Raw genomic sequence first — 15,205 nt, 5'->3', positions numbered from 1 at the left:
TGTATTATAATTCATAAAAAAGACGACTTCAATTTTGAAGTCGCCTTTATATTAATGGATCTAACAATTAATCTTATTTTTCCTGTTGTTTAATCAGGTTCAGCGCAGAGCCGGCTTTGAACCATTCAATTTGCTGATCGTTATAAGTGTGGTTGGCGATGATGATATCTTTAGTTCCGTCCTTATGAACAAATTCTAATGTCAATTGTTTTCCTGGGGCAAACTGATCCAGATCTAAGAAGTTAACTGTGTCATCTTCCTGGATTTTATCATAATCTGCCTCATTGGCGAAAGTAATTCCCAACATCCCTTGTTTCTTAAGGTTTGTTTCATGAATTCTTGCAAATGATTTTACCAATACGGCTTTTACACCAAGGTGTCTTGGCTCCATAGCTGCATGCTCTCTTGAAGAACCTTCGCCATAGTTTTGGTCTCCTACAACGATAGTAGGAACACCTGCAGCTTTATAAGCTCTTTGTACAGCCGGAACTTCACCATATTCACCCGTTAATTCGTTTTTAACGTGGTTGGTTTCCATGTTGTAAGCATTTACTGCTCCAATTAACATGTTGTTTGAAATATTATCCAGGTGACCTCTGTATTTCAACCATGGTCCAGCCATAGAGATGTGGTCGGTAGTACATTTTCCGAAAGCTTTGATCAATACTTTAGCTCCTTCGATGTTTTTACCATCCCAAGCCGGGAATTCTTCTAACAACTGAAGTCTGTCTGAAGTAGGGCTTACATTAACTACAACACCTGATCCGTCTGCAGATGGTGCCTGGTATCCGTTGTCATCCACTGCGAACCCTTTTGCCGGAAGTTCAAAACCTTTAGGTTCATCAAGCTTTATTTGTTCGCCGGCTTCATTGGTTAATGTATCTGTAATTGGATTGAAGTCTAATCTTCCGGAAATTGCCACTGCAGCTACCATTTCAGGAGAGGCTACAAATGCGTGGGTATTCGGGTTACCATCAGCTCTTTTTGCAAAGTTTCTGTTGAAAGAGTGGATAATAGAGTTTTTCTCTCCTTTATCAGCACCTTCTCTATCCCATTGTCCGATACATGGTCCGCAAGCGTTTGTAAATATTCTGGCGTTTTCAAATTTTCTGAATGAATTTAAGAAACCGTCTCTTTCTGCTGTGAATTTTACCTGCTCGGAACCTGGATTGATTCCTAAGATCGCTTTTGGTTTTACACCTTTAGCAACTGCATCCTCTACAATAGAAGCTGCTCTTGATAAATCTTCATAAGAAGAGTTGGTACAAGAACCAATAAGAGCCCACTCAACTTCAAGCGGCCATCCGTTAGCTTCTGCTTTAGCTCTGAATTCAGCAACAGGAGTCGCTAAGTCCGGAGTAAAAGGTCCATTTAAGTGAGGGGTAAGTTCAGAAAGGTTAATTTCAATTAACTGGTCAAAATATTGTTCCGGGTTAGCATATACTTCAGCATCACCTGTTAAATGTTCAGCAATTTTATCTGCAGCATCTACAACATCTTGTCTTCCAGTAGCCGATAAATATCTTCTCATGGAATCATCGTATCCGAAAGTTGAGGTTGTAGCTCCGACTTCAGCACCCATATTACAAATGGTTCCTTTACCGGTTGCTGAAAGAGATTCTGCTCCTTCTCCGAAATATTCTACGATACATCCTGTTCCTCCTTTTACAGTAAGGATTCCTGCAACTTTTAAGATAACATCTTTCGCAGAAGTCCATCCGTTCATTTTACCGGTTAACTTAACCCCGATAAGTTTTGGCATTTTAAGTTCCCAGGCCATTCCGGCCATTACGTCTACTGCATCAGCACCACCAACTCCGATGGCTACCATTCCTAGTCCACCGGCATTTACCGTGTGTGAGTCAGTACCAATCATCATTCCTCCGGGGAAAGCATAGTTTTCCAATACCACCTGGTGGATAATACCAGCTCCCGGTTTCCAGAATCCGATTCCGTATTTATCACATACAGAACTCAGAAAGTTGAATACCTCAGAGTTTTTGTTGATACCTTCCTGTAAATCTTTGTCAGCACCTACTTTCGCTTGAATCAGGTGATCTGCGTGAGCTGTTGAAGGAACAGCTACTTTGGTTTTTCCTGCCTGCATAAATTGCAAAAGTGCCATCTGTGCAGTGGCATCCTGCATTGCTACTCTGTCTGGTGCGAAGTCTACATAAGAGTTTCCTCTTTCATGAGCTTGTGTAGCATTTCCTTCCCAAAGGTGGGTGTAAAGGATTTTTTCTGAAAGGGTAAGAGGTTTTCCCACAATTTGTCTTGCCGCAGCAATTCTTTCAGGGTAACGCTCATACACTTTTTTGATCATATCAATATCAAAAGTCATATGTAATTGTAATTTTATTCTTTTTACGTGATGTCTCTTCTCCATTGGAGATGAAAACTTATTTTATTTACATCAAAAAACGTTCCTATAATCCTTAAATAGGAGTGATTTTGATAATAAAATCAAGAGATTTTATAACTTTCAATTTAAGAAAAAATAGAATTTATTTTCTTGATTTATCGCAAAAAAAATTGTATTACCCTTAAAATAGAAACATTCTAAACAAAAAATTGAAAGATCTTAAATCCTAAAAGGATCAAAATCTTTCAATTCTATTATTTTCAGAAGTCACTGAGACTTAATGGTGTACTACTCTCTTAGTGAGCGTGTGTACTGGTCAATTCTTTGATAGAAGGGACAAAAGTCGTAAGATCAATACCTTCAACTGCAGCCTTGTATTCATCAATATTAGGAATACGTCCAATAATTGCAGATAATACTACAACAGGTGTCGAAGCTAGTAGAGATTCTCCTTTTTTACGTTCAGAATCTTCTACAACTCTTCCCTGGAAAAGACGGGTAGAAGTAGCTAAAACGGTATCACCTTTAGCTGCTTTTTCCTGATTACCCATACAAAGGTTACATCCAGGACGCTCAAGGTACATTACATTTTGGTATTCTGTACGAGCTTCTCCTTTTGGAGCACTATCATCAAATTCGAAAGCTGAATATTTTTCCAGTAATTCCCAGTCACCTTCTGCCTTTAACTCATCAATGATATTATAAGTAGGAGCTGCTACAACTAATGGAGCATTAAATTCTACTTTACCATTTTTCTTTTCAAGGTTTCTAAGCATTTGAGAAACAATTTTTAAATCTCCCTTGTGAACCATACAAGATCCAACGAAACCAAGATCTACCTTTTTCTCACCTCCGTAATAAGAAAGGTCTCTGATTGTATCGTGAGTATATCTTTTAGAAACATCATCATTGTTTACATCCGGGTCAGCAATCATTGGTTCAACGATTACGTCAAGATCTACAACTACTTCAGCATAATATTTAGCATTAGCATCAGGAGTCAAGGCCGGTTTCTCACCTGATCTGATTTCTTCAATTCTCTTATTCGCTTTATCGATCAATCCCTGAAGAACCTTATTATGGTTATCCATTCCTTTGTCGATCATAATCTGGATTCTGCCTTTTGCAATTTCCAATGACTCGATCAATGTATTGTCTTCAGAAATGTTGATAGAAGCTTTTGCCTTCATTTCAGCAGTCCAGTCTGTAAAGGTAAATGCCTGGTCAGCCGGAAGTGTTCCGATATGAACCTCAATGATTCTACCCTGGAAAACATTTTCTCCTCCAAATTGCTTCAACATCTGAGCTTGTGTAGCATGAACAACATCACGGAAATCCATGTGTTCTTTCATGTCTCCTTTGAAAGTTACTTTTACAGATTCAGGAATCGGCATCGATGCTTCACCTGTAGCCAATGCAAGAGCAACAGTTCCTGAGTCAGCTCCGAAAGCAACTCCTTTAGACATTCTTGTGTGTGAATCACCACCAATGATGATGGCCCACTCGTCTATTGTAATATCGTTAAGAACTTTATGAATAACATCTGTCATAGCGTGGTATTCACCTTTCGGGTCACGAGCAGTGATCAATCCGAAATCGTTCATAAATTTCATTAGTTTCGGAATATTCGCCTGAGCTTTTTTATCCCATACTGAAGCAGTGTGACATCCTGACTGGTAAGCACCATCAACGATTGGTGAAATTACCGTAGCTGCCATTGATTCCAGCTCTTGAGAAGTCATAAGACCCGTAGTATCCTGTGAACCGACAATATTCACTTTTACACGAACGTCTGATCCGGCGTGCAATACTTTACCTGGTGTAGAACCTACAGCATTTCTGTTAAATATCTTTTCAACGGCTGTAAGACCTTGTCCATCGTTAGAAATTTCCTTTGACGGAGCGAAAACCTGAGGCACTTCAACACCTAAAAGTTCTGCTGCAAACGTCTGAAGTTTTTTACCAAAAACGATAGCATATGATCCTCCTGCTTTGATGAATTCCACTTTCTGAGGAGTAAATGCCTTAGAAATGTCAATCAGTTCCTGATCACCGTTGTATAATTTTTTTGTTTTTGTATTGATGGTAAGAACTGTTCCGGTAGCTACAGAATATGCCTGCTCCAAAATAGGTTCTCCATTTTCGTTACGAACAGGGGTTCCGTTTTCGTCCAGTTTTTTAACCCAGTTTTTAAGATCAATACCAATACCTCCGGTAACATCTACCGTAGTAAGGAAAATAGGAGAAATACCGTTTGTACCTCCAACAATTGGAGCAAAGTTTACAAATGGTACATATGGGCTTGCCTGCTTACCGGTCCAAAGTGCTACGTTGTTTACTCCAGACATTCTGGATGAGCCAACTCCCATTGTTCCTTTTTCAGCAATCAGCATAACGCTTGCATCAGGATGTTGTGCCTGTAAAGCTTTTATTTCTTCCTGCGCCTGAGGAGTGATCATACATTTACCGTGAAGCTCACGGTCAGATCTTGAGTGTGCCTGGTTACCCGGAGACAATAAATCTGTTGAAATGTCACCTTCACCGGCGATATAAGTAACGACTTTTATTTCTTCTGCTACTTCAGGAAGTTTTGTGAAGAATTCAGCTTTCGCGTAGCTCTCGACGATTTCCTGAGCGATTTCGTTACCGCTATTGAATGCTTCCTTCAGACGGGTAGTATCCGCCTCATAAAGGAAAACCTGAGTTTTAAGAACTTTTGCCGCTTCTTTAGCAATGGCTGCATCGTTGCCCAGAGCAAGATCAAGCAATACCCCAATAGAAGGACCTCCTTTCATGTGAGATAATAATTCAAAGGCAAAGGCCTGAGATATTTCTTCTACTACAGATTCACCAAGAATGATTTCTTTTAAAAATTTAGCTTTTACACCCGCTGCACTTGTCGTTCCGGGTAAAGTGTTGTAGATGAAAAATTGAAGAGAATCCGATCGGTCTTTACTCCCTGAATCTTTAATTTGTGCGATGATTTCGCTTAGTAATTCAGCACCATCAATTGGCTTTGGATGAAGCCCCTGGTCTTTTCTTTCTTCAATCTCTTTGATGTAATCCTTATAATTCATAATAGAAGTCTTTCACTTTTAAAGGCAGATATATAAAAACAGCTATCAATGCTGTTATTTTCAACTTTATAGGTTCGTACAAAATACAATTTAATAACATTTTGAGTTCCCGTATTTTGGTACCTGATATGAGCCTGAATAAAGTCAGTATAACCTGCGTCTTTTTTTAAAAGTTTTAAAATTATTAAACAAATTCAAAATGTTCCCAAAAATACGAAATTTTACTATTTTATGAAGATGAAATTATTTAGATTCTTTATAAATATGAATTTGATAATTTCTATTTTTGGCCGTAATTTTGCAAGCAAATGATGAATATGAAAAATATCCTCAATGTTTTATGTGTTTTTATTTCGATTTTCGTTTTCTCACAGGCCAAATCTGTGAAGAAAATTGCAGTTAAACACACTTCAAAAACTCCGGTAAAGAAGGGGACTTCAGCCGTTAAACCTAATCCAGACCTGGTGATTCTCCACAAAGATCTGCCGGTTTTGATTCCAAAGAAGAAGGAGGATAAGTTCGGATACGTTAATCAGAATGGAAAATTTATCATTCAGCCCGAATATCATATTGCGGTGTTTTTTTACGAAGATTGTAATCTTTTGAACTCTCCCAATGAAAAAGTGAGAAAATTTGGAACTGATGATTATGCAACTGTAGAAAAAGACATGATTTCCTACCGTATTAATCAGGCCGGAAAGAGAGTCTATCAGTTCAAAGATTCAGATCTGGGAAAATGTAAATTTGAGGAATATAAACAACAATTATTTCAGGCTTATGTGCTGAATGGATTCTACGGAGTGATTGAAAAATCAAAATTTGTCAATGCCGCAGATTACAGAGACTATCAGATTTATCCCCAATATGAATATTTATATATCATGGAAGGTGATGATGTCAAAGATCCTATGATTGTGGCGTCCCATAATGATAAATTCGGTGTAATTGATGTTAATAACAAGATTGTAATTCCCTTTGAATATTCTAATATTAAAAGGAACTTCAGCTGGAAACTGGGTAAAATGTTTGAAGTCACAAAAGACGGAAAAAACTATTACTATATTGATGCAAGAAACAAAACATATTAGGTTGATTAATGATCATTGATAAATGATGTAGTGAATCCGAAATTTGATTGATAGTGTTTAAAGAAACTGTCTTTGAACATACGTTTACAGCTCGCTTCCCGAATCTCATTTTTTCCGTATTTTTCCTGCAAAACTCAAACTCGTCTATCTCATATATTTTTAGTAATTTTGCAGCTGAAATAAAGGGGTGCTTTAACAGGCTGAGATTATACCCAACGAACCTGGAACAGGTAATGCTGTTTAGGGACCATCGACCATCTTGAGTCGGAATGTATAATATCTTATCGATCCCCTTTTATTCATTAAATGTCAAAGATTTATAGAATGAAAGGTTTATTTTTTTTAGGGCTTAGTGTAGCCTCTGTTGCCTTTATCCAGGCTCAGAATAAAGATTCTCTGAAAATCAGAGAAATTGAAGCGGTCAGCTTTACCAAAAGGCTTCCGGTAGCGAAAGAAATCATCAATGTTCAGAGAGATCTTGATGGTAAAAACTTAGGACAGGATCTTCCCATTCTTTTAAAAAATCAAACCTCTATTATTTCTACTTCTGATGCAGGAAATGGAGTGGGGTACACAGGTTTTAGAATTCGTGGAGTATCCGGATCCGGGATTAATGTGATGATGAACGGAGTTCCCTACAATGATTCCGAAAGTCAGGGTACGTTTTTCGTGAATGTACCGGATTTAACAAGTTCGGCATCACAGATTGTTATTCAAAGAGGGGTGGGAACATCCAATAATGGGGTTTCAGCTTTTGGAGCCAGTATTAATGTGATCTCCAAAGATCCTGAAGAGAAGTTTTACTTTAAAACGGACGATAGCTACGGTTCTTTTAATACGTACAAATATTCAGCAGAGATCGGTTCCGGGAAATTCTGGAAAAACAGACTCTCTGTTATGGGAAGATATACAAATATTCATTCTGATGGATATATAGATAGGGCTTCATCCGATTTACACTCTTATAACTTTACGGCTTTATTTGAAGAAGGAAAGACAAAGTTGCGTTTGATGGCCTTTGGTGGTAAAGAAAAAACCTATCAGGCATGGAATGGGATTGACAGAAAAACGTGGGAAACTGATCCGAAATTTAATGTTTCAGGAGCAATTTATGATGCGAACTGGACAAATATTGTCAATTTTTACGATAATGAAACGGATAATTACAGGCAGAATCATTATCAGTTACTTTGGGAACAAAAATTCAGTGACCGTTGGAATCTGGAAACAACCTTCCATTATACCAAAGGGAAAGGGTATTACGAAAACTATAAACAGGGAAGTGCCTTTTCAAAATATAACCTGCCCAACATTATTGATGGTGGTGTGACGGTGAAATCTTCAGACTTTATCAGAAAGAAATGGTTAAACAATGATTTTTATGGGATGGTGTCAACCCTTTATGGGAAATTTGAGAATCTCGATGTCAATGTTGCAGTAGTTGCCAATCAGTATTATGGAAGACACTACGGAAATGTAACCGGAGTTTTTTATCCTCAGATTGATGAAAGTGAATATTACAGAAATCGTTCGGTAAAGAATGAAGTCGCCGGTTTTGCAAAAGCTTTGTTCAGAGTAGAAAACTTTGAATTCTTTGGAGATTTACAGCTTAGAAATATCAATTATAACACTAAAATTCTGATCGCCGGAGATGGCGAAGGAGCCAACCTGGATAAAAACTGGTTGTTTTTTAATCCTAAAGCTGGGGTTAATTATAAAATAGCAGGTGGAAAAGTATTTCTATCCTATGCGCATGCGCATCGTGAACCCAACAGAGATGACCTGATGGCTGATAACGATGTAAAAGCGGAAAAGCTTCATGACTTTGAGGCGGGTCTTGAAAAACAGTTTGGTTTTTTATCTTTTACAGCCAACATTTACTATATGTATTATGTGAATCAGCTGGTGTTAAACGGAGAACTTAACAATGTAGGTGCATTTATCAGAACCAATTCAGGAAAGAGCTACAGAAGAGGAGTTGAAATCGGAGCGTTGGCGAAATTGTCTAAGCAATGGGAAGTTTCAGGAAATGTAACATTCAGCCAAAACAGAAACCTGGATTTTAATATTGAAAATAAAGATGTTCCCAAGAGTCTTGGAAATACACAGATCTCTTTTTCTCCGGATGTTATTGCCAATATAGGCCTGAGATTCAGTCCGACGAAAAATTTCCAGTTTGCGGTGATGAATCAATATGTAGGAAAACAGTATCTAGATAATACAGAGGATAAAAATCTACAGCTTAAAGATTATTTCCTGACCGATTTTAATGCGCAGTATCAGTTTAAAATTGCCAATAATGAAATAGCATTAAAGTTGTTGGTTAATAATTTATTCAATAAAAAATATGTGAATAACGGATCTGTCTACGAAGGAAATCCTTATTACTTTTCACAGGCAGGAACCAATTTTATGTTTGGAATTAGCTGGAAGATTCAATAAGGAACAAGAAAATTGAGATGGTAATGACGTGATTTTCAGATTCACTTTATTGTCCTTTTTACTTTTTATAATAATTTCTGCACTTAAAAACCAAGGTTTAAATAACCGTATTCCTTTTTTAATACAGAATAATCAAAAGACTGTTTCGGCGGTCTTTTTTTATATCAAATGAAATGTCTTCAAAAGTCGTGAAAAAGTTATAAATTTGCCACCAAATGAATATTTCAGCATACATTTTAGAATACTTAAAACAGTACGGAACTGCTACAGTTCCTGGTTTTGGGGTGTTTTCTCTGAAAAATTCCAAGGCCATTATCAATTCTGAAAACGGAAGCATTCTGCCTCCTGCCAGCCAGATCGAATTTACAATTGACTATGAAGTGCAGGCTGATGAATTGGCAGCTTTTATAGCCGCTCAAAAACAGATGTCTCTGGAAGCTTCCAGAAGTGATCTGAAAATTCAGACTGATTTTTGGAAGAAAAAGCTTCAGGCTGAACAGATTCTTGAAGTTCAAAACCTTGGAACAATCTTTATTGAGGAAGGACACACTCATTTTAAAGGAAAAAGAGTAGAAGCAGGACGTCCTGATTTTTACGGATTGGAAGAGATCAGGTTTTCCGATATTAATAACGGAGAAAAAGTGAAGCCTGCGGAAAATCGCGAAAAGGATTACAAATTCAATAAATCCATTCTCTGGATTTTCTTATTAATCATTCCGGTTTTGGGTATTTTATACTTTGTATTTACTCAGCAGGAACTTCTTTTTGGAAAAAAAACCTTTAATAAAGTATCTGTACAGACTTCTACACACAGGATTGTAAAAGATACGATTAATGTAATGGTGCATGCACCGAAAACTCCTGTTTCTGATTCTCTGAAAAAAGATTCATTAGCAAAACCTGCCGTACAAGTAACAAAACCTGCTCCGGCTGTCCGAAACAACACTAAGAATAAATGGCAAAAAAGATAAAAACAGCGTCAGCATCACTGACGATTATGACTAATATCGTTCTTCCGAACGAAACCAATTCTTTAAGAAACCTTTTTGGAGGTGAACTTTTAGCAAAGATGGACAGATGTGCTTCTATTTCTGCAGCAAGACATTGCGAAAGAAGAGTGGTGACGGCTTCTGTAAATCACGTTTCTTTCAATCATCCAATTCCTGAAGGGGGAGTTGTAGTTTTGGAATCTAAAGTTTCCAGAGCTTTCTCTACTTCTATGGAAGTGTATGTGGATGTATGGTTGGATGATCCAATTAACCAGAAAAAAATTCATACCAATGCGGGTATCTATACTTTCGTTGCAGTAGACGAATTCAACCGCCCGATTCCGATTCCTGAAATGGTTCCCGAAACTGAAGAGGAAAAAGAAAGATTTGCAGCTGCCTTCCGTAGAAAAGAACTTTCATTAATCCTTTCCGGAAGAATGAAGCCTTTGGAGTCTGTAGAGCTTAAGAAGTTATTCCAGGAGCCGCAGGAACCGAAGAAAGATAAAAAATAAAAACATTTTTAAACACAAATTACACAAATGACCGGCACAAATTTCCACAAATGATTTGTGCTGGTAAAAAATGAAAAAAATGGATATTTCAGAGAATGATATATCAAGAATTGTTTACGAAGCAGGTTATCTGGTTCATAAATCTTTAGGCCCCGGACTGTTGGAGAGTGCCTACGAAGAATGTTTGTTTTATGAATTAAATAAAAATAGTCTCTTTGTAGAAAAGCAAAAGCCTATGCCATTGGTTTATGATGAAGTAAAACTAGATATCGGTTATAGGCTTGATTTTCTCATTGAGAAAAAATTTGTGTTAGAAATAAAATCTGTTGAGTCCTTAAATGATATTGATCTGGCTCAAATACTTACTTATCTCCGTTTAAGCAATTGTAAACTTGGAATGTTGATCAATTTTAATACAATTCAATTTAAAAACGGAGTAAAAAGAGTGATCAACGGAACGTTATAAATAGTGTTATTTGTGAAATCATTAGTGTCATTAGTGTTTAAACTATGAAAATACTCCTTTTAGATAAAAACCATCCCCTTATTACCGAACAGCTTTTGGCGCAAAACTTTATATTGGAAGAGGATTTTACTTCTTCTTATGATGAGGTTTGTCATAAAATCGATAATTACGACGGAATTATCATCAGAAGCAGAATTCCTTTAGATAAAAATTTCCTTGAAAAAGGTAAGAACCTGAAGTTCATTGCCAGAGTAGGCGCCGGAATGGAAAATATTGATATTCCCGTTGCAGAAAAACTGGGAATTCAGCTGATCAATTCTCCGGAAGGAAACAGAGATTCTGTTGCTGAGCATGTGGTAGGAATGTTACTGGTGATCATGAACAGGCTTTTTATTGCTTCTCAGGAAGTGAAAAATGGCATCTGGAAGCGTGAAGAAAACAGAGGCGATGAATTATTAGGAAAGACTGTGGGGCTTATCGGATATGGAAATATGGGAAAAGCTACGGCCAAAAGACTTTCAGGATTTGGATGTAAGGTCATTTTCCATGATATTCTTCCCGGGCTTGCTGATGAGTTTGCGACTCAGGTTACTTTGGATGAATTGAAACAATCTGCTGAGGTGTTGAGTTTGCATATTCCTCTTACTTCAGAAACGAATTATCTGATCAATAAAGCCTTTATTAATGAGATGAAGAACGACTTTTATTTCATTAATACAGCGAGGGGGAAAAATGTGGAAACTAAAAGCTTAGTAGAAGCCTTGAAATCCGGTAAAGTGAAAGGCGCTTGTTTAGATGTTCTGGAGTACGAAAAATCATCCTTCGAAAACCTGGAAGCTGAAAACGAGGATCTGAAGTATCTTTTGGAGTCGGAAAAAGCGATTGTAACGCCACATATTGCAGGATGGACTCATCAGAGCAAGGAAAAGCTGGCTCAATTTATTGTAGATAAAATTGTAGCTTCATACTGTAAGTAGTGTAAAAAAGCAAAAGAATTTAACAATATAAGGGCCGGAAAAGTGTATGAATATAAAGTAAACTTTTCCGGTTTTTTTTAATCTTATTAGTCACTATCTTTTGCCCTTTCGCCTTTTTGCGATTTCTCTCTTTTCTCTATTTATGTTAAATAATTCATAATGTCGCCTTTACTCTGACAATTTATTTTTGAGTTTTATTAAATTGCCGCTCATTTTTGAATCTCATGAAGACGTGTAATTTTGTACTTATTGTAAGTGTTTTTTTATCCCTATTTTCCTGTAAAAATAAATCTGAAGCTAAAGAAGCATCAGTTGGGAGCTCTACCAATCTTCCTAACTACGGAAATGTAGACTTAGCAAGTGTTTTTACGAAGGCTGATAATCAGCTTTCTAACAAGCAGTCATTGGTTGGTTACATCGATCAATACTATAAAAAAGTCTGGGACGGAAGTGATTTAAGCGGTGGAATCCTGGTAGCCAAAGGGGATGAAATTTTATACGAAAATTACAGAGGTTTTGGAAGAGAAGGTAATCAGATGCCTATCGACAAAAATACACCTTTACATGTAGCTTCCGTTTCCAAAACATTGACTGCTATGGCAATGATGAAGCTGGTAGAAGCGGGAAAAATAAAATTGTCTGATCCTCTATCTCAGTATTTTCCCGGATTTCCTTATCCAAATGTAACTGTTCAGACTTTATTAGACCAAAGAAGCGGTCTTCCGAAATACGAATATTTTATTACCAAAATACAACCTGCGCCGGCAGAGCTTTCTAAGCAGTTTGTTACCAATCAGGATATCTTGAATATGATTATCAAGTACAAACCGGATCTGGCAAGAGATACAGACACCGGATTTATGTACTGTAATACCAATTTTGCTATGTTGGCATTATTGATTGAGAAGGTAACCAAAACACCATTCCCGCAGGCAATGAAAGAAATGGTATTCACTCCGTTGAAAATGAATAATACGTACATTTTTCAGGAGAAGGATATTCCTACAGCCTCGCAATCTTTTTATTACGGAGCCAACAAATTATATCCACTCGATAGGCTGGATCTGATTTATGGTGACAAAAACGTGTACACAACGCCAAGAGATTTATATAATTTTTCAAAAGCAATGTTTTCAAAGGATTTTTTAAAGCCTGAATTGATGCAAATGGTTTTCACTCCCTACAGCAATGAAAAAGCAGGAATGAACAACTACGGACTCGGTTTTAGAATGAAAATATTTGACAACGGAGAAAAACTAACCTACCACAATGGATGGTGGCATGGGACAAATTCTGTTTTTGCTCACCTTCTGAATTCGAAAGTGACCATTGTGGCGATCGGTAATAAGTATTCCAACAAAGTATATACAGCATTAGCTTTGTCAGGATTATTCGAGGATTTCCCTTTGCAAAAGGATAAGCTTCACTCCGTTATGAATGACAATAAAGATACTTTGAGTACGGGACAGGAAGTTTTTGGAGAATAATGTCTATTTTTGCTTAAACATTTTCATGAAAAGGTTTCTTTTATTATTCGTTATCTGTTTTCTTGTGCATTCTTGTGCAAGAGTAGGATCTCCTGTCGGAGGGCCTAAAGATACTTTAGCTCCAAAATTTTTAAGCTCCAATATTGATACGACAAGAATCAATGTAAAAAGAGATATTCACGAACTCCGTCTGGATTTTGATGAGTATATTACGTTGAAAGATATCAACAAAAACCTGATTATTTCTCCTCCTATCAAAAATATTAAGAGGATACTTCCGTCTAATATTGCTAATAAATTTGTTCTCATTCAATGGACTGATACACTTCAGGCCAATACCACTTATAATTTCAACTTCGGAAATTCAATTGTGGATAATAATGAGGCCAATATATTGCGTTACTTCAATTTTGCTTTTTCTACAGGTGAGAAACTTGATGACCTGTATGTAAGCGGTGAAGTAAAAGACGCGATGGAAATAAAAAAGAAGACGGGAACTAACGAAAATAAACTGGTAGTTGGCTTGTATCAGGTAAAAGATACCATGAACTATAAGCAAAAGCCTTATTATATTACCAAAGTCGATGACGATGGATATTATGAGCTGAACTATCTGTCTCCGGGAAAATATAAGATTATTGCTTTTGATGATGAAAATGGAAATTCTGTGTACGATCCTGGAAAGGAAAAGATAGGATTCCAAAAGGAACCGATCAATATTGAGAAATCTATTTCGGGGTTAAATTTAAAAGTCTATCCTTCAAAAAAACCTTTGAAATACCAGGATATGAAAGAAATTGCCGGAGGAGTTATCATGACATTTGAGGGACATCCGGATGAAGTGAAAGTACAATCGGCGAATGATAAGCTTAAAGATATAAAAGTAACACACCGCCCAAAATCAGACTCTGTCAGAATCTGGTTTGATGCGGTAAAAGATAATATCGGTCAGGAAACTACGGAAAAGCTCATGTTTACTCATGATAAAGGACCGAAAAAAGACAGTCTATATACCGTATCTTTATTTTACAAGTACAATAAGAAAAATGTAATGGACATCAATAGTGACAATGGTGGTGGTTCTTTGCCGCCAAAGTCTGATTTTAAAATATTGTCCAATTATATCGTTGATAAAATCGATCCTTCAAAATGGATCTTGAAAAGCGATAGCTTAACCACGCAGGAATTTACTGCCAAAGTTTCTGAAACGAATCCTTACCAGATCATTGTAAAATCAGATTTTGTAACCGGAAAGAAATATCAGCTTACGATTCCTAAAGAAACGGTGTCATCCTTTTATGCTAAAAATACGCAATCAAAACGTTTTGACTTTGATGTAGATAAAGTAGAGCAGTTTGGCAGCCTTGAATTTAGCCTCTCAAATGCACCTGCTTCAAGCTACTGGATTCAGTTACTGGATTCTTCTGAAAAAGTAGTATATCAAAAATATACATCAGGGGATAAGGTGAAATTTGATATCCTCAAACCCGAAGAATATTTTGTGAGAATCCTTGTAGATAACAACAATAATAAATATTGGGACGAGGCGGATTTTGCCAATGAAACCTTTGCTGAAGATGCTTATGTTTTCTATAAAAAAGCAATTGTAAGAGCTCTATGGGAAACAAGGGAAGATTGGGATCTGAAAGATGCCAGAACACTGGATAGTCCAAAAGGAACTACTCCCTCCGCAACACCACAAGTACCTGTTCCTCCGGCAGCAGCTGAAGAGAAAGAAACAGTAAAACAAGAAGCAAAAAAAGAGATAAAATCAGAAAATGCGATTTTAACTCCTGCAAAATAAA

General features: G+C 36.9%; 10 protein-coding genes. 8 read left to right on the top strand and 2 right to left on the bottom strand.

Annotated features, from left to right (window positions below; genetic code table 11):
* Positions 1 to 73 precede the first annotated feature (73 nt).
* Both EG342_RS03785 and EG342_RS03780 read right to left on the bottom strand, forming a co-directional pair.
* Positions 74 to 2,341, bottom strand: a complete 2,268-nt coding sequence (locus tag EG342_RS03785) for an aconitate hydratase (protein WP_103289248.1) — start codon at positions 2,339 to 2,341, stop codon at positions 74 to 76.
* 317 nt (positions 2,342 to 2,658) lie between these two features.
* On the bottom strand, positions 2,659 to 5,439 hold the full coding sequence (locus tag EG342_RS03780) for a bifunctional aconitate hydratase 2/2-methylisocitrate dehydratase (protein WP_103288483.1): 2,781 nt from the start codon (positions 5,437 to 5,439) through the stop codon (positions 2,659 to 2,661).
* A 317-nt stretch (positions 5,440 to 5,756) separates the two neighbouring features.
* Between EG342_RS03780 and EG342_RS03775 the strand changes: the two genes are divergently transcribed.
* The 8 genes from EG342_RS03775 (at position 5,757) to EG342_RS03740 (ending at position 15,204) form a co-directional block, all read left to right on the top strand.
* A complete protein-coding gene (locus EG342_RS03775) occupies positions 5,757 to 6,527 on the top strand; it encodes a WG repeat-containing protein (protein WP_246008728.1) in 771 nt (256 codons plus the stop codon).
* Positions 6,528 to 6,851: 324 nt separating this feature from the next.
* Positions 6,852 to 8,969 carry a TonB-dependent receptor gene (locus EG342_RS03770; protein WP_103288481.1) on the top strand — a complete coding sequence of 706 codons (2,118 nt, stop codon included), beginning with the start codon at positions 6,852 to 6,854 and terminating at the stop codon, positions 8,967 to 8,969.
* Between the two features lie 215 nt (positions 8,970 to 9,184).
* Positions 9,185 to 9,940: a hypothetical protein gene (locus EG342_RS03765; RefSeq protein ID WP_103288480.1), complete on the top strand. Its 756-nt coding sequence runs from the start codon at positions 9,185 to 9,187 to the stop codon at positions 9,938 to 9,940.
* On the top strand, positions 9,925 to 10,470 hold the full coding sequence (locus EG342_RS03760; RefSeq protein ID WP_103288479.1) for an acyl-CoA thioesterase: 546 nt from the start codon (positions 9,925 to 9,927) through the stop codon (positions 10,468 to 10,470). Before EG342_RS03765 ends, EG342_RS03760 begins: the two co-directional genes overlap by 16 nt.
* Before the next feature lie 85 nt (positions 10,471 to 10,555).
* Positions 10,556 to 10,936 (top strand): GxxExxY protein, encoded by a 381-nt coding sequence (locus EG342_RS03755; protein WP_164465239.1) that lies wholly within the window; start codon positions 10,556 to 10,558, stop codon positions 10,934 to 10,936.
* A 44-nt stretch (positions 10,937 to 10,980) separates the two neighbouring features.
* Positions 10,981 to 11,913, top strand: a complete 933-nt coding sequence (locus EG342_RS03750) for a 2-hydroxyacid dehydrogenase (RefSeq protein ID WP_103288477.1) — start codon at positions 10,981 to 10,983, stop codon at positions 11,911 to 11,913.
* A 224-nt stretch (positions 11,914 to 12,137) separates the two neighbouring features.
* The gene (locus EG342_RS03745; RefSeq protein ID WP_103288476.1) at positions 12,138 to 13,400 is read left to right on the top strand and encodes a serine hydrolase domain-containing protein; all 1,263 of its coding nucleotides are present in this window, start codon (positions 12,138 to 12,140) and stop codon (positions 13,398 to 13,400) included.
* Positions 13,401 to 13,425: 25 nt separating this feature from the next.
* Positions 13,426 to 15,204 carry an Ig-like domain-containing protein gene (locus EG342_RS03740; RefSeq protein WP_103288475.1) on the top strand — a complete coding sequence of 593 codons (1,779 nt, stop codon included), beginning with the start codon at positions 13,426 to 13,428 and terminating at the stop codon, positions 15,202 to 15,204.
* Position 15,205 lies beyond the last annotated feature (1 nt).

The sequence above is a fragment of the Chryseobacterium lactis genome, assembly GCF_003815875.1.
Lineage (GTDB): Bacteria > Bacteroidota > Bacteroidia > Flavobacteriales > Weeksellaceae > Chryseobacterium > Chryseobacterium lactis.
The sequence above is the reverse complement of the archived record's forward strand: the minus strand, read 5'-3'. Positions and strand labels throughout refer to the sequence as shown.